The 18,666-nt window shown below is 41.5% G+C and carries 14 protein-coding genes; 11 read left to right on the plus strand and 3 right to left on the minus strand.

All coding sequences use genetic code 11. The annotated features are described in order from the left end of the window. Nucleotides 1–43: 43 nt before the first annotated feature. From KFE26_RS12700 to KFE26_RS12720, 5 genes are all read left to right on the plus strand, one after another. Nucleotides 44–649, plus strand: coding sequence for a hypothetical protein (locus tag KFE26_RS12700; RefSeq protein ID WP_212600606.1), 606 nt, complete (start codon nt 44–46; stop codon nt 647–649). Nucleotides 650–1,206: 557 nt separating this feature from the next. Continuing rightward, on the plus strand, nt 1,207–2,427 hold the full coding sequence (locus KFE26_RS12705) for an EAL and HDOD domain-containing protein (protein WP_212600607.1): 1,221 nt from the start codon (nt 1,207–1,209) through the stop codon (nt 2,425–2,427). 32 nt (nt 2,428–2,459) lie between these two features. Further along, nucleotides 2,460–5,129, plus strand: coding sequence for a hybrid sensor histidine kinase/response regulator (locus KFE26_RS12710; protein WP_212600608.1), 2,670 nt, complete (start codon nt 2,460–2,462; stop codon nt 5,127–5,129). Then, complete coding sequence (locus tag KFE26_RS24325) at nt 5,122–6,372, plus strand: response regulator (protein WP_212600609.1); 1,251 nt, start codon at nt 5,122–5,124, stop codon at nt 6,370–6,372. The genes KFE26_RS12710 and KFE26_RS24325 overlap by 8 nt, the downstream gene beginning before the upstream one ends. 293 nt (nt 6,373–6,665) lie before the next feature. Next, complete coding sequence (locus KFE26_RS12720; RefSeq protein ID WP_212600610.1) at nt 6,666–9,773, plus strand: EAL domain-containing protein; 3,108 nt, start codon at nt 6,666–6,668, stop codon at nt 9,771–9,773. A 158-nt stretch (nt 9,774–9,931) separates the two neighbouring features. Here KFE26_RS12720 and arsH read toward each other — a convergent pair whose 3' ends face one another. From arsH to KFE26_RS12735, 3 genes are all read right to left on the minus strand, one after another. Continuing rightward, nucleotides 9,932–10,654 (minus strand): arsenical resistance protein ArsH, encoded by a 723-nt coding sequence (gene arsH, locus KFE26_RS12725; protein WP_311981122.1) that lies wholly within the window; start codon nt 10,652–10,654, stop codon nt 9,932–9,934. After that, nucleotides 10,651–11,085, minus strand: coding sequence for a glutaredoxin-dependent arsenate reductase (gene arsC, locus KFE26_RS12730; RefSeq protein WP_212600655.1), 435 nt, complete (start codon nt 11,083–11,085; stop codon nt 10,651–10,653). The genes arsH and arsC overlap by 4 nt, the downstream gene beginning before the upstream one ends. Before the next feature lie 87 nt (nt 11,086–11,172). Further along, nucleotides 11,173–12,456 carry an arsenic transporter gene (locus KFE26_RS12735; protein WP_212600611.1) on the minus strand — a complete coding sequence of 428 codons (1,284 nt, stop codon included), beginning with the start codon at nt 12,454–12,456 and terminating at the stop codon, nt 11,173–11,175. A 357-nt stretch (nt 12,457–12,813) separates the two neighbouring features. Between KFE26_RS12735 and KFE26_RS12740 the strand changes: the two genes are divergently transcribed. The 6 genes from KFE26_RS12740 (at nt 12,814) to KFE26_RS12765 (ending at nt 18,652) form a co-directional block, all read left to right on the plus strand. Next, the gene (locus KFE26_RS12740; RefSeq protein ID WP_105250495.1) at nt 12,814–13,161 is read left to right on the plus strand and encodes a metalloregulator ArsR/SmtB family transcription factor; all 348 of its coding nucleotides are present in this window, start codon (nt 12,814–12,816) and stop codon (nt 13,159–13,161) included. A 90-nt stretch (nt 13,162–13,251) separates the two neighbouring features. After that, the gene (locus KFE26_RS12745; protein WP_212600612.1) at nt 13,252–14,250 is read left to right on the plus strand and encodes a permease; all 999 of its coding nucleotides are present in this window, start codon (nt 13,252–13,254) and stop codon (nt 14,248–14,250) included. An 11-nt stretch (nt 14,251–14,261) separates the two neighbouring features. After that, a complete protein-coding gene (locus tag KFE26_RS12750; protein ID WP_212600613.1) occupies nt 14,262–14,375 on the plus strand; it encodes a thioredoxin family protein in 114 nt (37 codons plus the stop codon). A 64-nt stretch (nt 14,376–14,439) separates the two neighbouring features. After that, nucleotides 14,440–15,450: an ArsJ-associated glyceraldehyde-3-phosphate dehydrogenase gene (locus KFE26_RS12755; protein ID WP_212600614.1), complete on the plus strand. Its 1,011-nt coding sequence runs from the start codon at nt 14,440–14,442 to the stop codon at nt 15,448–15,450. 5 nt (nt 15,451–15,455) lie between these two features. Further along, nucleotides 15,456–16,706, plus strand: a complete 1,251-nt coding sequence (gene arsJ / locus KFE26_RS12760) for an organoarsenical effux MFS transporter ArsJ (protein ID WP_212600615.1) — start codon at nt 15,456–15,458, stop codon at nt 16,704–16,706. Nucleotides 16,707–17,161: 455 nt separating this feature from the next. Continuing rightward, a complete protein-coding gene (locus tag KFE26_RS12765) occupies nt 17,162–18,652 on the plus strand; it encodes a SulP family inorganic anion transporter (RefSeq protein WP_212600616.1) in 1,491 nt (496 codons plus the stop codon). The last annotated feature ends 14 nt before the right edge of the window (nt 18,653–18,666 follow it).

The following is an 18,666-nucleotide window of genomic DNA, read 5'->3' on the forward strand; positions in this document are numbered from 1 at the left end:
CCTAGTGTTAGGGTGTTTTCCATCTAAAAAAGTGGAGAACATAATGAATCCCAACATTACCCTACCGAGCCTCGGGCTTATCAGTTTGTCTTTTATCGCGTTGCCATCCATCGCTGCTCAAGTTGAGTCGCTATCCACCAAGACGCAGAATACGTTTTTCGCACAAATCGCGGCCCATTGTGGCCAAGCCTTTGTGGGAAAAGTGGTATCGGGTGACACGGCTGATTCGGCCTTTAGCGGCAAGTCGTTAATTATGCACGTGCGTGAATGTAGCGACACTGAGCTTAAGATCCCGTTCCATGTGGGTGATGACCACTCGCGTACTTGGGTGCTGACTAAAACGCAGCAAGGACTTAAGTTGAAGCACGACCATCGCCATCAGGATGGAAGTGAAGATGCTGTGACCATGTATGGCGGCGACACTATGAATGATGGGACAGTACAGAAACAATCATTTCCAATTGATAGGGAATCTATCGATAACTTCGTTAAGAATGGGCTAACCCAGTCGATCACGAATGTGTGGCACATGGAAATTACGCCAACAACGTTTAGCTATCAACTTACGCGCGAAAACCGCGATTTCAAAGTCGATTTTGATCTTACCCAGCCAGTAGCATTACCACCCAAACCTTGGGGACACGACTAGTGTTGTTATCAAGCTAGCTCAAAATTGTGTTCATCACCTGCTTATGTTGCCCGTTTATGTGGATAACGACACTACACGGGCTCAGCCTCGCATCAAATCCAGTCAAATCGTTGTGACATCCTCGCCAACAAACCCTAGTGCGGTAAGTTCTTCATCTAGTATCACTGCTATGTAATGACGTCATAAACTGGTAATAAGCCATTATGTTCAAAAGGATTAATAATAGATTTTTTCAGTTATAAGTATTCTTTTTACTCATTTTATTTCGTTGCGGAATACTAGAATAGCGGTTCATTTGATACTTAATTTTATGGATAAACAAGATGGTTATACCTAAAAATAGGTATTTATGTCTTGAGGATAAATTTTTAAATATTCACCTAAATTAAACATAAATCTGAGATTTAAACCGGATTTAATCACTACTTATGCTAATTTATAGTCTAGGCTAGAAAAGTGCAGTTGAAAGATGGGGCACCTAGGTCTAGACTGAAAAATTAAAGGACTGATTCACTAATGATTATAAAGTTAAGTGACCCAAAGGGAAGAGGTGAACTATGCGCTTTTATATGGCAAGACAGCCTATATTGAATAGAAATAAAAACGTTGTTGCTTATGAGTTGCTCTTTAGAAATAGCCGGGATAACTATTTTCCACAGGGTGTTACAGACAATGTTGCTACAGCTAAAGTGTTTGTAAATAGTTATTTAAGTATGGATCTAGAGGATTTAACCGAAGGTAAGCCAGCATTAATTAATTTTCCATCTCATTTCTTGCGAGACCATTTATTATACATGTTCCCATACAAAAATATTATTGTTGAGGTATTGGAAACTGTTAGCCCAAGCGAGGATAACTTTATTTTAATTAAAGAGTTATTTAACTTGGGTTATTATCTTGCTTTAGATGACTTTGTTTATTCTCCTGAGTGGGAACGTTTTTTTCCTTTTTTTAAACTTATAAAAATTGATATAATTTCAACGCCTTTAGATAGTGTTTCTCATCTGATCCCTAAATTTAGACAGTATAATTTAAAGCTACTTGCAGAGAAAGTTGAAACATTGGAAGAGTATAGGCTAGCTAAGTCACTCGGTTTTGATTATTTTCAAGGTTATTATTTTTATAAGCCAGAACTCATAGAGGGGAATGAAATAGGTGCTACACAACATTTTGTTATGTCTATTTATAATGAGGTTTTTAAGTCTGATTTTAGTTATAAAAAACTTGAAAATTATTTTTCTCAAGATTTAGATCTTACTTATAAATTACTAAGGTATGTCAATTCAAGTCAGTTTGAGCATGTGAATGAATTTACCTCTATTAAGCAGACTATGGTTTTTTTAGGTGAAAATAAACTTCGTAAGTTTGTAAGTCTCATTATTTTGGCTGAACTTAACCCCAATAAACCAGTTGTGTTAATTAATAATACTATAATCAGGGCTCGATTATGTGAAGAGTTAATATCATTAATGGGATTTCCTTTGTTGAAAGAGTCAGCATTTTTGACTGGATTATTATCTACTTTAGATGCCATTTTAGATAAACCGATGAACAGAGCGATAGAGCCGCTTCCTCTTGAACAGCAAATAAAGCGTGCTTTACTTAATAATCATGGATATTTAGCTCATTGTTTACAACTTACTCTGGCGTATATGGAAGGTGATTGGGTTACTGTCGATTATTTCATTGATAATTATAATATTGATCCTGAGAGGCTCATCTCTGCGTGTGATAAAGTGTATAGCTGGTTTAATCAGTATAAAAATTCAGTTCAGTAGTAATGAATGCTAGTTTGCAATAAGGATATGCGATGATTAATGGTATTGATTTAGACTTGTTTGATTCTTGTGCATTTATGTTATCACCTGAGGGGGAGTGGTTAGGCGAGAATCAAATTTTCTCAAATAATAATTTTTTAAAAAATGCCAAGAAAAAAATAATTCAGAATTTTGAAAAGATTAAACAGAATATCACGCCTAATGAATGCTTAATGATAGGAAGTAACTGTTTAAAGTTTAGCCTATTAAAGATGGCAAATAAAAATTTTATTGTGCTCTGTGTTGTAGAGCATGATGCGTCAATAACAAAAAATTTCGAGTATAGCCAATTTAGGTGTGAGAATCCTGCGGGTGATGACTCTAGATATCAGAAAATTACTTCAGATGGTGTTCTTGTCGTAAATAGTCTTGGCAATATTGATTTTATTGGTGGCGGGGTTAAATACCTTTTCCCATATTTACATTTTTATAATTACATTGGCAAGTCATTTTTTAGTTTAATTCAAGATATTGTTAGCTATGAGGTTGTTGGTAGAGATAATTATAGAATTATGAAGTGGTTTAGATATAAATGTGCAACTAATAAAAAAATATGTCTATCTTTTAAAACTAAATCAGGGTTGTATTTTGAGTATAGAGATTTCTTCCTTGATGATAGAACTCGGTTTGGGTTAATTATAGATGAATCTAAACGATATGAGAAAGAAAAAGTATTAATAGAGAAATGTTCAGAGCTGGAACAATTGAATAGCTTTCAAAGTGATTTTATTGCCACTCTAGGTCACGAGATTAGAACACCATTAAATGCAGTGCTAGGCTTAATTGAGCTCAGTTTAGGTAATGTAAGGGCACAGGATAAGAAGTTATTATCTGTCGCATTCAGTACTTCAAAACAAGTTTTATTACTCATTAATAGTATGTTGGATTTTAAAAAGACAAATGAGAGTAGTGCAGATGTTAAAAATGATTCGGTAGATGTTAGGTTGTTAGGCGAATCTGTTGTTGATGCGTTTAGCCTTCAAGCAGATAAAAAAGACATTAATTTAGACTTTTTTATGCCATTAAATTTTAATCGCAGGGTTATTTGTGATGAAGTTAAACTAAATCAAGTTATCTATAATTTAATCTCCAATTCAATTAAGTTTTCCAATAAAATTGACTCGTCGATTCTATTAGAAGTAGAAGTTCTGGAACAGTCATTCGAAAATGTAAAACTAAAGTTTTCTGTTATTGATAATGGTATCGGTTTAACTGAAGAGGAACAATCAAAAGTGTTCGGTAAGTATGAGCAGGCATCATCAAATTCTTACCGTCAGTATGGTGGTGTTGGCTTAGGACTATACATAAGTAAAAGTATATGTCGTTCAATGGGAAGTGATCTTCAGGTTATTAGTCGTATCGGTGATGGTAGCGTTTTCTATTTTATTATTGATTTTGCTTTAGATAGTCACTTTACGGCGCATGATGTAAGCGGCTCCTATCGTTCTGATATTGATGCTTCAGTAACAGCATATACTAATAGTTCGATTTTTCACGAATCAGTTTCAAGATATTCCAAAGAGCTTGATTTCGAGTTGCTATATTTACCAAGTAATGAATTACTGGAATTTGAAACTGAAAGCTCAATACTTTTTATTGACTTGAATCAAAATGATATTATCTCAAAGAATGAATTTGTAACTAGTATTTTTACAAGAAAAGAAAGAGTTGCAGAGTTGAGGAGAGTGTCACTTTCTAAGTCTAACTCCGACTACGAAGTGATTTCATATCCACCACTCAGAATTCAATCAGTAACTGATTTCGTTAATGTTAAAAATTATTTGAATATTATTGACGAGCAGGATTCGGATAGTGCTGATTATAGTAATATTAGTGTGTTAGTTATTGATGATTGTCAAGAAAACTTATTTGTCATCGAAAAGCAGTTATTATCTGTTGGAGTCATAGTTTCCTGTGTTCAAGATCCGATGCAAGCAATTGAGCTTTTTAAGACAAATAAATTTAATGTCGTTATTTCTGATGTGATAATGCCAAATATATCGGGCTCAGACCTCATTGGCGTCATTAGAGAAGTTGAAGGGTATCGGGAATTAGCGCCATCGATTATTGTGATGTTGACCGCTGATCATGGCGACATATGTAAAGATGAATGTTTGAAGGCTGGAGCAAATCGCGTACTTGTAAAGCCTCTGACATTGAATGATTTGATTGGCCTTTTAGATGAAGTAAAAGTCACTTTGTCAAATAATGCAAGTTTAAAAAAGTCTACAGTCAAAACTGATAATGCTTCTTTTGATAATAGTTTTTTCTGTTGTGATGAAGCACTGCAGGAATTAGTAGACATCTTACAGATAGTCAACTTATCTGATATATATAATTTTGTAGGTGAAGATATAAGCGATGAAGAGTTATCGATTTTTTTAGAGCAATATTACAGTAATTTACTTGTTAAGCGTGAAGCATTAAGGTCTGCAATTGTGGATAATGATCTTCGTATTATTACTGCAATTAGCCATACCCTTAAAAGTAATTCTCTTTACATAGGGGCAAAAAAATTAAATTTATCTTGCCAAGAACTAGAGCGTGTGTCGCGTAACAATGCTATTGATTACAAAGTTATCTTAAAATGTTGGCAAGAGGTTGATGATGATTTATTTGCGTTAATTGAGTTTTTTATGCAAAGGAGTAATGCTAGTGGATAGAGTCAATTTTGAGCATATCGTTCTCTATACGAACGACCAAGATAATGATAGATTATTGATAAGTGTTCTTATGCGTCACTTTTCTCGTATTCATGTGATTAAAACGAATGCTGAGCTTGTTGAGCAAATAAAACAATCAGCCCCAAAAGTGATTCTTGTTGCAGCTGAAACTTTACAAGAAACTTTACTTATTTATTACGAAGCCATAGAGGAATTGCAGGCTGTAGAAATATGTGAGCATGCCGTTGTTTCTCTTATTCCAAAACACCAAGAAAGAGAAGCGTACGAGGCTTATCGTAGTGGTGTGATTAATGATTATTTAATCGCTAGGCCAATGTATGAAGTGCATAGAGCGATTATAATATGTACACATTTATTGCGGGAAATTGGGTTAAGAGGGAAATATAAAAAAGTAGAAGAGTTTGTAAATGTGCAAGATAACTACTCTTCGCATATCAAGGAGATCGTCCTTAAAGGTGTTCAGCGCAAGAAAGATTTAGAACATAGCTTTGAATTAAGTTTGATTGAAATCGAGCAATCATTAGATAAGGCTGAAGCGCACCTTGCAAGTAATAGAACCGCTGAGTTAGATCTGGCTTCATTGAAGAAGATATTATCATTTATTCGTTCTAATGAAATTAGACCAGCTTTGTTGAAACTACAAAGTAAGGCGTTGCACTTACTTGAACTTGTTGTTACTGATGTATCAAATGTGGCGACGGTCGCAGAAGCCCCTTTGCCAGAACAGGAGCATATTGAGGTTAGCAACAAGGCTGCTCCAACCGTGCCTGATACTAAATACACGTTTAATCGATTGTATTCGGAGTCAAAAAATTCTCTTGTATCAGTTGAAGTTCCTGTAGTGCCAAAGATGTTAATTGTTGAGGATGATCACATTAGTTTGAATTTAACTATTATGCTTCTTAGAACGTATGCCATTGAACTTGATACATCATTGTCTGGACGTATGGCGTTAGATTTACTTTCTAAGAAAAAGTATGACGTTATTTTAATGGACATAAATCTTCCTGATACTAATGGGTTTTATATTATTAACCACATTAATAAGTCTAATGGAATAAATGCAATTACGCCCATTGTTATGTTGACTGGGAATAAAAATAAGTCATCAGTTCAGCAGGCAATAGCTGCAGGAGCTAAAGGTTACATTATCAAACCACTATATAAGGATTCGATAATTAAGCTTTTTAGGAAGTATGATATTCCATTGCATTTGCGATAGTTCTATAGACATGGGTTTTAATAGTGCTTGTATATTTTTCTTTTAACCTCACAGGTATGGGCCTATATCCTTACCAGTAATATCTACCTTTTTAGGTATTTAAATTGTTGGGTTTTTATGTTGTACATTGTTCTTTCGGGTTTTTATTAGATTATACTGATGTTTTTTAAGTTATAGTCTTTAGCTTGAATATGATGTTCATCTGTGAAATGACCACCTATTGTTGGCTGGCGTTAGTGTCAATCATAGATCAAGGGAGTCGTTTTGATGGCGCTAGTTGTGATGGAGTTAGGATGGTTGACAATACTGTACATAATCATAAATCTCGGACTCAATATATTATTTTAGCTGTGGCTATTTATGCGCTTGCAGCGCTTGGATGGATCTTTTTATCCGATCAATTGTTGCTTGTATTTACGGACACTGAAACTGTGTTTCGCTTATCCCTCGCGAAAGGTTTTTTCTTTGTTTTTACCAGTGCCTTTATTCTACTTTTTGTTCTGAATGCCGTTCCTGACCGTCATAATGCTCCATCGGGTAATTTGCTTGAAATAACCTTTGCTCGCTCTGTCGCGATAAGCAATATCTCATGGCTTAAATACATTGCGATATTGAGTTTTACGCTGATAACGCTATGGTTTGCCAATTCGCTTTCAGCTGAGCAGCACCAGCGCTTACTATTGCTGATTTTTATGTTGCCTATTTCATTAAGCGCTATTGGTGGCGGATTCGCCCCCGGATTAGTCGCGACATGTCTCTCTGTTCTGTGTGTCTATTATCTTCATCCAACCGCCAATAGTCTCGACAATATTCATTCTGTCGATTGGTTACAGCTTATTAGTCTAAGTGTTTACGGCATAGTGATCAGTGCACTAAGCGGCTATTTACGTGCTTCATTACAGAAATTGGATGTGAATCATCAACTGCTCGATTCTGTGGTTTCTCAAACAACCGATGGTATTTTTGTGAAGGATTTGGCGGGGCGTTATATCTTGGTCAACCAAGGTGCCGCTACCTTTGTCGGCAAGAGTATGAGTGATATCTTGGGCAAAGATGACACTGATATTTTTGATGCTGACTCTATTGATATTATCCAAGAAAAAGATCGCACTGTATTAGTGTCCGCAATGGTCACCACACATAAAGAGTATTTACATATTCAGGGTGAAGCAGCCATTTTTCAAGTGACCAAAGGTCCTGTGTTTGACGCTCAAGGTGCAATTTGTGGCTTATTTGGAATAGCAAGGGATGTCACGACTCAAGAAAAAAATGCTGAACATTTACTCATTAGTGAGTTGGGATTAAAACAAGCACAACAATTATCAGGGATTGGCAGTTGGGAGTGGGATTTAGTTACTGATTCGCATACTTGGTCTGAACAGGTTTTTGTGATTTATGGCTTGCCATATAAAGAAGCTGCTCCTTCGATAGAACAAGTGCAGAAATTATTTACTCCTGAGAGTTGGCAAGCGTTAAGTACGCTGGTGATGCGATGTGTGCATACGGGAGAAGAGTATGAATGCGAAGCTGAGTTGCTAGATCCTAATCGTGCCCATCGTTGGATTATGGCTAGGGGTCAAGCACAGCGTGATCCGCACGGTAAGATATTTAAATTGCACGGTACAGTGCAAGATATTACCCAGGCGCGACAGCTTCAACAACAACTAGCGGCTCAAACAGCACAATTGCAAAGGGTTATTCAAGGTTCTGAACAAGGATTCTGGGACTGGAATGCTGTTACTGGAGAAGTGCAAATCAGCCCAAGATTTGAAGCCATTTTGGGATATCAAGCTGGCGAGATGAAGCTGACGGTTAATAATTGGCGTCAATATGTGTATGTCGAAGATGTGCAAAATATAGAGCAACAGGTTCTACAGCATCTCATCCATAAAACAAGCAGTATAGAGTTGGAAGTGCGCTGCATTAAAAAGACTGGCGAGCTGTGCTGGATATTGTGTAAGGGGCGGGTCGTTGAAGAGGATAGTCAAGGTCGAGCGTTGATGATTTCGGGAACCCAAGCCGATATCACGTTATTAAAGACCCATGAGACTGAGTTAGATCGCGTGGCAAATTATGATGCACTCACAGGATTACCAAATCGTCGCTTACTTTTAGACCGTTTTCAGCAAATGATTGCCCATGTTCAACGTAATGGCAGTATCTGTGCCGTGTGTTTTATGGACCTTGACGGGTTTAAGGTGGTCAATGATCGTTATGGCCATGAGGTTGGTGACCAACTGTTGATCGCGATTGCAAATAATGTGTCTGTGGTGATTCGGCAGCAAGATACGTTGGCCCGGGTAGGAGGCGATGAGTTCGTTATCTTATTTGAGATGATGTCTGAGGAAGAATGTACTCAAGTACTATTACGAATACTGGCGGCGGTCGATCAGCCGATATCAATCGGCGATTTAAATCTTTGTTTAACGGCTTGTATTGGCGTGAGTTTGTATCCAGAGGATAACGTTGACCCCGACATTTTATTGCGCCATGCCGACCAAGCCATGTATATGGCAAAATCGGCAGGTAAGAATCGTTTCCAAATGTTTGATCCTGACATTGATCGTAACATTATTGCTCGGAGAACTTGGTTAGAAGAACTTAAGTCAGCTTTTGAACGTCATGAATTTGTGATGTTTTACCAACCTAAAGTTAATCTCGCTACCGGTAAAATTATTGGCGCGGAAGCCTTAATTCGTTGGCGTCATCCTCTGCGAGGTATAGTCGGTCCGAGTGAGTTTTTACCGGATATTGCAGGCAGTGATCTTGAAATTGCTTTAGGTGAATGGGTTATCAATACTGCAGTAGCGCAATGGCAGAATTGGCAACAGAGTGGTCGTCCGATAGCAGTAAGTATTAACGTGAGCGCTCGGCAGCTATTGGCTGAACACTTTAGTGCATTCTTAAAATCGACGTTAATGCAATATCCCGATTTGACGGCCTCGGATCTAGAATTGGAAATTTTAGAGAGTGCCGCCATTGAAGATATGACATTGGCAATTGATATCCTTCAGGAATGTAAGCGTTTGGGTGTCCATTTTTCCCTAGATGATTTTGGTACAGGTTATTCGTCGTTAACGTACTTACGCCAATTACCCATATCGACGATAAAAATTGATCAGAGTTTTGTGCGAGGTATGCTCGATAGCGAAGATGATTGGCGTATCGTGGAGGGTGTTATCCGCTTAGCGTCAGTATTTAATCTTAATGTGATTGCTGAAGGTGTTGAAACCATTGCCCATGGTAAAAGTTTAGCTGAATTGGGCTGCCAATTGTGCCAAGGCTACGGCATTGCTCGGCCTATGCCTGTAGAGGAGTTTGCTCTTTGGTACGATGAATGGCCATCGCAATATCAACAGATTAAACATGAATTCAAGCAAATGGACGAATTGCATCTTTAATAGCAAGTTACAGAGAGTTTTTAGCTGGCTTTAAGGATTTAGGTGCTCACTCGTGTATTTGGAATGGACTTATTTGGCGTGATGGTTCTTATCTGGAGCAAAAGTTGGCGCTGGGCTAATCTTTTGCTCCATAGTTCAGAATACTTTTAGTGTTTAATCTATATTTCTTTTTGATTTACTCGGGTTGATAGCTCTGAAGCGCTTTCTTTGCGTTCGCTATATCGGTTCGTGAGGAAATCAACATTGCCCCTCAGGAGTAAAGTGAACTTCATCAATTCCTCCATAACATCAACTACGCGATCGTAGTAAGGCGAAGGTTTCATTCGGCCTGCCTCGTCAAACTCTAACCAAGCTTTTGCGATTGAAGATTGGTTGGGTATGGTGAACATGCGCATCCATCGGCCCAATATTCGCATTTGGTTTAGTGTGTTGAAGGACTGTGAACCACCACTCACCTGCATTATTGCTAATGTCTTACCTTGTGAAGGCCGGACAGCACCTTCAGCCAAAGGGATCCAATCAATTTGAGCTTTCATAATACTGGTCATCGCACCGTGGCGTTCTGGTGAACACCACACCATGCCTTCGCACCAACGTACCATTTCTCTTAGTTCCATGACTTTGGGATGACTGTCAGGCGCATCATCAGGAAGTGGGAGTCCAGAAGGGTTAAAAATACGCACCTCTGCGCCCATGTGCGTTAACAGTCGAGCGGCTTCTTCCGTCGTCAGTCGGCTATAGGAGCGTTCTCGTACTGAGCCATAAAGCATCAGTATTCTAGGCGGATGGGTTAAAGGAGTTAGATTAAAACAGTCCATATCCATGTTATTAACCATTAATTCTTGTTTGAGCGCTGGCATATCGTGGTTTAGTGGTTTCATGTGCGAACTCTTTGTCCCTGTTCATTAATGATGATTTCGCCATCTTCTTTGGTGAAAGGGCCTTGTTGTGCTTTGGTCAAAATATCAAGCACTGTCTCAGATGGGCGACAGAGTTTTGTGCCTCGCGGCGTAACGACGATAGGACGGTTAATTAAAATGGGATAAGTCAGCATAAAGTTAACCAGTTCTTCATCAGTAAATGTGTCTTCAGAAAGTCCTAGTCGTTCAAATGGTTCAACATTGTTGCGTAACAATGAACGCACAGAGATTTTCATCTCATTAATTAACTTAAGTAATTCATTGCGGGAGGGTGGCGTTTCTAAGTAGTGGATGATTTGGGGTTCGACTCCACTATTACGGATCAATGCTAAAGTGTTGCGCGATGTACCACAGGCTGGATTGTGGTAAATCTTAATGTTGTCATCAATCATATTAGTCATAACATGTCTCTGATAAATAATTGCTTATAAATTTATCCATAGGCACTAAACAGATGCTCTAGTGCCCATGGACGAAGATTAGAAGGAGAGGCGCAGCGCCAGTGCCGCTAGGGTGACAAATAGCACAGGTAGCGTCATTACTATGCCGACGCGGAAATAATAACCCCAGGTAATATTGATATTTTTCTGCGCCAGTACATGCAGCCATAGCAGGGTTGCTAAACTGCCGATGGGGGTGATTTTAGGACCTAAATCGCTACCAATTACGTTAGCGTAAATCATGGCTTCTTTAATCACACCAGTTGCATTGCTACCGTCTATCGACAGGGCGCCAATTAACACCGTTGGCATGTTGTTCATGATGGACGATAAAAACGCGACCAAGAAGCCCGTGCCCATAGTGGCAGCCCAAAGCCCTTGTTCTGCCAAGCTATTTAATACGCTCGATAGGTAATCTGTTAAGCCTGCGTTGCGAAGACCATAAACAACCAAATACATACCGAGTGAAAAGATCACTATCTGCCATGGCGCGCCGCGAAGTACCTTAGTGGTATCTATGGCATGGCCTTTTTTCGCAACAACAAACAGGATCAGGGCACCCACGGCAGCGACTAAACTCACGGGCACACCGAGCGGTTCTAAGCCAAAAAAGCCCACCAAGAGTAAGACTAATACGCCCCAACCGGTTTTAAAGGTGTTGAGGTCGCGAATGGCGGCCTTAGGTTCGCGTAGTTTTTGCAAGTCGTAGGTCGTGGGAATATCTTTGCGGAAAAACAGATGCAGCATGACTAAGGTGGCGCTAATAGCGGCAATATCGACGGGCACCATCACAGAGGCGTATTCGTTAAAACCTATGTTGAAGAAGTCTGCTGAAACAATATTGACTAGGTTAGAGACAATTAACGGCAAACTTGCGGTATCGGCAATAAAACCCGCCGCCATCACAAAGGCTAAGGTTGCTCCGGCGCTAAAGCCCAGAGCCAGTAACATCGCAATTACGATCGGGGTGAGGATCAGCGCCGCGCCATCATTGGCGAACAATGCGGCAACAGTAGCGCCGAGTAACACTATGTAAGTAAAGAGTAAACGGCCACGACCTTTGCCCCAACGGGCCACATGCAGCGCGGCCCATTCGAAAAATCCTGACTCATCTAATAATAAACTGATGATGATCACGGCAATGAAGGTGGCGGTCGCATTCCAGACAATATTCCATACCACAGGAATATCCCCTAAGTGCACCACACCCAGTAGTAGGGCCAATACGGCGCCCAAGGTAGCACTCCAACCTATGCCTAACCCCTTAGGTTGCCAAATTACTAACACTATGGTGAGAACAAAAATTGCCCCTGCTAACCACATACAAGCTCCTCAAAGAGTAGAGATTGTCTACCCGTAACCATAAAATAATGCCCTCACCTAACGATATTGTCGGTGGGTTTGAATGATTTTTTATATGTGAATTTTCGTATATATCTTAGTGTTGAACACTATACTTAAACACCATTTTGGCTAATGCGTGAAACTTAAGGTGATCTTATATACGGATATTTACATATATGAAAATTCGTATATATTGTACAAGGTCTTTCCAAAAGATCCATAGCCATGAAAAACGAGTGTTGTTTCTTACCGCTCACAGCTTGCTGTTTGAATGAACCTTTAGGAAAGTTAACAAAAGGATCAAAATGTTTGTATTAGTTCAGTCTAAGGGCATCAATGATTAATCCAACCCAGTTTTTTAAATGTTTAGCCGATGAAACCCGCTTGCGTTGCATGATGTTGATCCAGCAAGAGGGGGAGCTCTGTGTCTGTGAATTGACCGAGGCATTGCAAGAGACCCAGCCTAAGATTTCGCGACATTTGGCCCAATTACGTAAATGCGGTTTATTAGTTGATCGCCGTCAGGGGCAATGGATTTTCTATCGTATCAATAATGACTTACCCGAATGGAGTCAGTTAGTGCTGAGTGAAGTTACCAACCAAAACACTGTATTCCTTGAAGAAAATATGCGTAATTTGTGCAAGATGGGCGGGCGTCCTGACCGTGCTAAAGCTTGCTGCTAGAAGACTAGCAGCAAAAATTTAACCTCAAATATACGTTTTTTCATATATTTACGTGTCTAAAGTTTTGCTTAATATTAAGGTGGCGTAACAATGCTGCAAATATTTTCAGATTTAGCAAGTTGGTTAACTTTTGATTTGATGGGTTTAGAGCCCAATACTAAGCTCGCCGACGCCATCCATTTTTTTATTGAAGATACCACTAAGATTTTTGCGCTCCTGTTGCTGATGATTTATGGCATCGCTTTGGTGCGGGCCTCGCTCAATGTCGAGCGTGTTCGGGATTACTTGGCAGGTAAAAATCGTTTTGTCGGTTACTTTATGGGATCGGGTTTTGGCGCTGTTACCCCATTCTGCTCATGTTCGAGTATTCCGGTTTTTTTAGGTTTCACTTCCGCGGGGATCCCCGTTGGGATCACTATGGCGTTTCTGATCACTTCGCCGTTAATTAATGAAGTCGCCGTTCTGTTGCTTGTGAGTCTGCTGGGCTGGCAGTTCACTGTGATATACGTGCTAGTCGGCATGTCAGTGGGTATGTTGGCGGGGGCATTTTTGGACACGATTCGCGCTGAGCGTTGGCTGCAGTCCTTTGCCGCCAAAGCACTCGAACAAGGTAAGGCGCAAGCAAGTCACGATAATAGCGAGGGTATGACATCGACATCCATGACGTTAACCGAGCGACATGAGTTTGCGAAAGGCGAGACCCTAGAGATTTTTGGCCGAGTGTGGAAATGGGTCATTATTGGGGTTGGGCTTGGCGCCGCACTCCATGGATTTGTGCCTGACGGTTGGATTGAAGCCCACTTAGGCGATGGTCAATGGTGGTCAGTTCCTGCGGCGGTATTGATTGGTATTCCTCTGTATTCCAATGCCACAGGGGTTATCCCTATCATGGAGAGCCTTATCACTAATGGCTTGCCCGTAGGGACGACATTGGCATTTTGTATGGCAACGGTTGCCGCCAGTTTTCCTGAGTTCATTTTGCTCAAGCAGGTGATGCAATGGCGTTTGCTGGCCATCGTTTTTGCCATTTTATTGATTTCATTCACCTTAATCGGTTGGATCTTTAACGCTATAGGTCCCGTTCTGTGAGAATTATAAAAATGTTAAACATCAAAGCATTAGGTAGTGGATGCGCTAAATGCACTAAAACCGCTGAGATCATTACCGCCATTGCCAACGAGAAGGGCATTAGCGCGGCTATATCGAACAGATAACGCTTTAATCTTAAACAAATAATATAAAACACCTAATATAAAACTGAGTGGGAAGGATGCAGGTATGACAATCAAAATCGGGATAAATGGCTTTGGCCGTATGGGACGTTTAGCACTGCGCGCTGCTTGGGGCTGGGATGAGGTTGAGTTTGTGCAGATTAATGATCCCGCAGGGGATGCGGCGACCTTAGCCCATTTGCTGACATTCGACTCTGTGCATGGTCGCTGGCAGTACGAAGCCAATGCCGATGGCGATGACATCATTATTGATGGCAAGCGTATTCGCTGTACTAGCAATAAAACCATCGGGGAAACCGATTGGTCCGGTTGTGATGTGGTGATTGAAGCTTCGGGTAAAATGAAAACCAAAGCAGTGCTGCAAGCTTATTTAGATCAAGGCGTTAAACGCGTTGTGGTCACAGCGCCAGTTAAAGAAGAGGGTGTGTTAAACGTTGTGATGGGGGTGAATCATCAACTCTATGACAAAGCCATTCATCCGATTGTGACTGCGGCCTCCTGTACTACTAACTGTTTGGCGCCGATCGTTAAAGTGATCCACGAAAACCTCGGCATAGTGCATGGTTCCATGACGACTATTCACGATATTACCAACACTCAAACTATTTTAGATGCACCGCATAAAGATCTCCGCCGGGCGCGGGCCTGTGGTTTAAGCCTTATCCCTACGACAACGGGCTCTGCGACGGCCATTACTCATATTTTCCCTGAACTTAAGGGTAAGCTCAACGGCCACGCGGTGCGGGTGCCATTAGCGAACGCCTCATTAACCGATTGCGTGTTCGAGGTGAGTCGCAAAACGACCGAAGCTGAGGTCAATCGCCTGTTAAAAGAAGCGGCAGACGGACCGCTAAAAGGCATTTTAGGTTATGAGGAACGTCCATTAGTCTCGGTCGATTATAAAACCGATCCGCATTCGAGCATTATCGATGCGCTATCGACCATGATAATCAATGGCACTCAGGTCAAACTCTACGCTTGGTATGACAACGAGTGGGGCTATGCCAATCGCACCGTCGAACTGGCCCGCATGGTCGGTCTGATGGATAAGGCATAAACTTTATGGGTAAGCTGACAGGGTTCTTGTCTAACATATCACCCGAGATCCGCCAGTATTTGGTAGTCACAGGCAACTATTGGGCATTCACGCTCACCGATGGCGCATTACGTATGTTAGTGGTGCTCTATTTTTATGGCTTAGGTTATAGCCCGCTGCAAATTGCCATGCTATTCCTCTTCTATGAAATCTTTGGGGTGGTAACGAACTTAGTTGGCGGCTGGCTCGGGGCGCGTTTAGGCTTAAATAAGACCATGAATGTGGGCCTATTTATGCAGATTGTCGCCCTTAGCATGCTGCTTGTGCCTAGCGGTATGCTGACGGTTGCTTGGGTGATGGCGGCGCAGGCCTTGTCGGGTATCGCTAAAGATCTCAATAAGATGAGCGCTAAAAGCAGTATCAAGTTGTTGGTACCCAATGATGCTCAGGGTGAGCTGTATAAGTGGGTTGCCATGCTCACTGGCTCCAAAAATGCGCTAAAGGGCGCGGGGTTCTTCTTGGGCGGCGCCTTACTGACCCTGTTTGGATTCCAGCAGGCCGTGTTAGGCATGGCGATTGGCCTATTGCTGGTGTGGATTTTTAGTCTGTTAAGTTTGCAACGCGATTTAGGTAAAGCCAAAAACAAACCTAAGTTCACGGAAATTTTCTCTAAGAGTCCGGCGGTAAACACGCTTTCTGCCGCACGCATGTTTTTGTTTGGTGCGCGTGATGTGTGGTTTGTGGTGGCTTTACCCGTTTATTTGGCCTCAGCCTTTGGTTGGGATCATTGGTATGTCGGCGGTTTTCTCGCACTCTGGGTGATAGGTTATGGCATAGTGCAAGGCTTTGCACCTCGCTTGACGGGGACAAAGTCGGCGGGCAAAAACAAGGTTCCCGATGGACGTAGCGCCTTAGGTTGGGCTGCGATATTGAGCATAGTGCCGGCAGGCATTGCGCTGGCGATAAGTTATGACTTCCATGCCGCGAATATACTGATTTGGGGATTGATGTTGTTTGGCGCCTTATTCGCGATCAACTCCTCATTACACAGTTATCTTATCGTCAGTTATGCGGATGAAGATGGCGTATCGTTAGATGTGGGTTTTTACTACATGGCTAATGCTATGGGACGCTTGATCGGAACTGTGTTGTCTGGCTGGGTGTATCAAGTGTATGGCATAGCGGCTTGTCTGTGGATATCGGCGGCATTTATTGCGCTCGCAGCGCTTATCTCAATCAAACTACCTCGGCATAAAGTGATATCAGATGGTGCTTAGTACTTACCTAAGCTATCCCTGAGTTGTTGCGGTTTTTTTATTCAATGCCCACCAAAGTATGGTGGGTATTTTAATCATTCTGATGTTAACTGAAGTTTTTTGATTTTGAGCAAACAACTCTCTATACTCCGGCCTGTTTTATACACGTCATTATGTCGCTATTCCCAATAGCACTACTATTTTTAATGCAGTCAAATTTGAGTTGGCTCATATAAGTGAGGTTATTTTTCGGTGATGAGCATTAAGCCGCATTAGTTTAATCCTTCCTTCTTGGATCGTTAAGATCCGTCCTTAGTCGCTACCGACTCGGTAGTTGTTTTGTTGTACCCCATAATCCCAATTGCATTTCGTCACTTTGACGCATAAGTACCTTATTGACTATGCGCTGACATTTGAGTCAAGTGTTGATATTAGCTATTGGAAGATATGATTAAATTTCAATCAGAGTGAGTGACATGATACAAACCATGAAAAAAGAGTGGTTCTCCAATATACGCGGAGATCTGTTAGCCGGTATTGTGGTTGCACTGGCGTTAGTCCCTGAGGCGATTGCCTTTTCTATTATTGCAGGCGTCGATCCTAAGGTCGGCCTGTATGCTTCATTCTGTATCGCAGTGGTCATCGCGTTTACAGGTGGTCGTCCCGGCATGATCTCTGCTGCAACGGGTGCTATGGCGTTGTTGATGGTGACCTTAGTGAAGGAACACGGCCTCGAGTATTTACTCGCGGCGACCCTATTAACCGGTGTGCTGCAAATTGCCGCGGGTTACTTAAAGCTAGGAAGCTTGATGCGTTTCGTCTCCCGCTCTGTGGTGACGGGCTTTGTGAATGCACTGGCGATTCTGATCTTTATGGCCCAGTTGCCCGAGCTGACCAATGTGACTTGGCACGTATATGCGATGACAGTAGCTGGCCTCGGTATCATTTACCTATTCCCACTCATCCCTGTGATTGGTAAATCCGTACCTTCGCCTCTCGTGTGTATTGTCGGATTAACGTTTTTTGCGGTTTATATGGGGTTAGATATTCGTACTGTCGGCGACATGGGACAACTGCCTGATACTTTGCCTATTTTCCTCTGGCCTGAAGTGCCATTGACCCTTGAAACTCTGATGATCATCTTCCCATACTCGGCCGGCCTTGCCGTGGTGGGTTTGCTAGAATCTATGATGACCGCCACCATAGTCGATGACTTAACCGATACCCAAAGCGATAAGAATCGTGAGTGTAAGGGCCAAGGTATTGCCAATATTGGCGCGGGTTTAATGGGCGGTATGGCCGGTTGCGCTATGATTGGTCAGTCGATCATCAACGTTAAATCGGGTGGTCGCGGACGGTTATCGACCTTTTCAGCGGGGGTATTCCTACTCATATTGATTGTATTCCTCGGCGAATGGTTAAAGCTCATCCCTATGGCGGCACTGGTTGCCGTGATGATCATGGTGTCTATCGGTACTTTCTCTTGGGATTCAATTCGTAATCTTAAGCATCATCCAATATCAACCAACCTTGTGATGGTGGCGACCGTTGCTGTGGTGGTCGCTACCCATAACTTAGCTATGGGAGTATTTGTGGGGGTATTACTCGCGTCCCTGTTCTTTGCTAATAAAGTGGGCCGTTTTATGGTGGTTAAGAGTGTAACGGCTGCTGCCGACGCAGGTCGCCATTATCAAGTTATTGGGCAAGTCTTTTTTGCCTCGGCAGATAAGTTCAGTAATTCATTTGATTTTAGGGAAGTGGTTGATAAGGTGACTATCGACTTATCTCAAGCGCATTTTTGGGATATTACTGCGGTATCGGCCCTAAACAAGGTAGTGATTAAATTCCGTCGCGAGGGAACTGAAGTGGAGTTAATTGGCCTTAACCAAGCCAGTGCAACCATAGTCGATAAATTTGGGGTGCACGATAAGCCTGAAGACGTTGAAAACATGATGTCTGGTCACTAAGCCCTTAGCAACAC

The sequence above is a fragment of the Shewanella sp. M16 genome, from assembly GCF_018224605.1.
Taxonomy (GTDB): Bacteria; Pseudomonadota; Gammaproteobacteria; order Enterobacterales; family Shewanellaceae; genus Shewanella; species Shewanella oncorhynchi.

Bases quoted from the DNA above. Each gene is read 5' to 3' on its own strand.
- KFE26_RS12765 (WP_212600616.1), top strand. From the start codon at position 17,162: ATGATACAAACCATGAAAAAAGAGTGGTTCTCCAATATACGCGGAGAT.
- KFE26_RS12745 (WP_212600612.1), top strand. From the start codon at position 13,252: ATGCTGCAAATATTTTCAGATTTAGCAAGTTGGTTAACTTTTGATTTG.
- KFE26_RS12705 (WP_212600607.1), top strand. From the start codon at position 1,207: ATGCGCTTTTATATGGCAAGACAGCCTATATTGAATAGAAATAAAAAC.
- KFE26_RS12735 (WP_212600611.1), bottom strand. From the start codon at position 12,456: ATGTGGTTAGCAGGGGCAATTTTTGTTCTCACCATAGTGTTAGTAATT.
- KFE26_RS12740 (WP_105250495.1), top strand. From the start codon at position 12,814: ATGATTAATCCAACCCAGTTTTTTAAATGTTTAGCCGATGAAACCCGC.
- KFE26_RS12720 (WP_212600610.1), top strand. From the start codon at position 6,666: ATGGTTGACAATACTGTACATAATCATAAATCTCGGACTCAATATATT.
- KFE26_RS12710 (WP_212600608.1), top strand. From the start codon at position 2,460: ATGATTAATGGTATTGATTTAGACTTGTTTGATTCTTGTGCATTTATG.
- arsJ (WP_212600615.1), top strand. From the start codon at position 15,456: ATGGGTAAGCTGACAGGGTTCTTGTCTAACATATCACCCGAGATCCGC.
- KFE26_RS12755 (WP_212600614.1), top strand. From the start codon at position 14,440: ATGACAATCAAAATCGGGATAAATGGCTTTGGCCGTATGGGACGTTTA.
- arsC (WP_212600655.1), bottom strand. From the start codon at position 11,085: ATGATTGATGACAACATTAAGATTTACCACAATCCAGCCTGTGGTACA.
- KFE26_RS12750 (WP_212600613.1), top strand. From the start codon at position 14,262: ATGTTAAACATCAAAGCATTAGGTAGTGGATGCGCTAAATGCACTAAA.
- arsH (WP_311981122.1), bottom strand. From the start codon at position 10,654: ATGAAACCACTAAACCACGATATGCCAGCGCTCAAACAAGAATTAATG.
- KFE26_RS12700 (WP_212600606.1), top strand. From the start codon at position 44: ATGAATCCCAACATTACCCTACCGAGCCTCGGGCTTATCAGTTTGTCT.